This is a genomic window from Herbiconiux daphne (assembly GCF_024979295.1).
Lineage (GTDB): Bacteria > Actinomycetota > Actinomycetes > Actinomycetales > Microbacteriaceae > Herbiconiux > Herbiconiux daphnes.
On sequence record NZ_JANLCJ010000116.1, the window covers coordinates 1 to 1,179 of the forward strand.

The 1,179-nt window shown below is 42.4% G+C and carries 3 protein-coding genes; all 3 read left to right on the forward strand.

Features of this window, described 5'->3' with window-relative positions; all coding sequences use genetic code 11:
* Positions 1-21 precede the first annotated feature (21 nt).
* Positions 22-195, forward strand: coding sequence for a hypothetical protein (locus tag N1032_RS23430; protein ID WP_259542762.1), 174 nt, complete (start codon positions 22-24; stop codon positions 193-195).
* Between the two features lie 15 nt (positions 196-210).
* Entirely contained in the window at positions 211-504 is a 294-nt protein-coding gene (locus N1032_RS23435; protein WP_259542764.1) for a hypothetical protein, read from the forward strand.
* A partial coding sequence (nrdD, locus tag N1032_RS23440) for an anaerobic ribonucleoside-triphosphate reductase (protein ID WP_259542765.1) occupies positions 504-1,179 on the forward strand: 676 nt, incomplete at its 3' end. The genes N1032_RS23435 and nrdD, both read left to right, overlap by 1 nt.

The following is a 1,179-nucleotide window of genomic DNA, read 5'->3' on the forward strand; positions in this document are numbered from 1 at the left end:
CTCTGGTGAGGGTCATACAGCATGATGGTTATCATTGTGGCCCTGATCGCTTATATCCTTTTGGGTATTGGTGTAGCTAAATCAATCAAACGTTGTGACATTGGTTTCAGTGAACCAGGGGATTGTGCTATCCTCGTAGTATTCTGGCCAATTGCAGTCACCTGTATGTCTTTATTTGGAGACTGGAAAGAATAAAAAAGGAGGCCACGGATGGCCATGCTCAAACATATCCACCGAGATATGCTCAATCGTGTTATTCGTTTGGATGACATAGTAATATGGAGTCCACAGGAATATAACTCACGATTCAAGTTTGGTACTGTCACAGGCACTACTCCTAAACGTGTATACGTTAAATTAAAAACTGACATCCGGGAAGAGGTTCGTCCTTACCCTATTAGAATCAGTTCAAAAAATCTACTTGTTATAACACAGCAAGTACTCGCCAACATTGAAGGTAATGTAGGCGCTTCACAATATTTAGAAGAAACAAGGAGTAGTTAATGGCGAGAGTAATCAAACGTGATGGTAAATGTGTGGACTTTGATCCTGCACGTATCATTAATGCAGTTCTGAAAGCACAACAAGCTGTCGATAAAAGCAGCTATAATTCTGCATTCAAGATTGCCTCAACAATCCTTGAGAAATATAAGGATGAAGAAACTGTAGAGATTCGTGATATTCAGCGTGATGTTGAATCAATGTTGCTAGCGAGTGACACGGAAGTAGCACGAGCCTATATTGAATATCGTGTAACCCGTGATAAAATTCGTGAAGACAAATCCGAACTCTCTAAATCAATTCGCGGATTAGTGGAGCAAACCGATGTCTCAGTTCTTAACGAGAACGCGAACAAGGACTCAAAAGTTTTCCCAGTTCAGCGTGATCTGCTTGCTGGTATTATTAGCAAACATTTTGCTCGCGGTCATTTTCTTCCCGCCGATGTGGTACAAGCTCACGACTCTGGTGATTTGCATTATCACGATCTTGACTATGCCCCGTTCCTCCCGATGACAAACTGTTGCCTAGTAGACCTTCGTGGTATGCTGGCAAATGGTTTCCGTCTGGGTAGTGCAGAGATTGAATCACCGAAATCTATTGGTGTAGCATGTGCGGTGATGGCTCAAATCACAGCTCAAGTAGCTTCGCATCAATATGGTGGTACAACTCTGGCAAACA

Coding starts and splice junctions, on each gene's coding strand:
- N1032_RS23430 (WP_259542762.1), top strand. CDS start 22: ATGATGGTTATCATTGTGGCCCTGATCGCTTATATCCTTTTGGGTATT.
- N1032_RS23435 (WP_259542764.1), top strand. CDS start 211: ATGGCCATGCTCAAACATATCCACCGAGATATGCTCAATCGTGTTATT.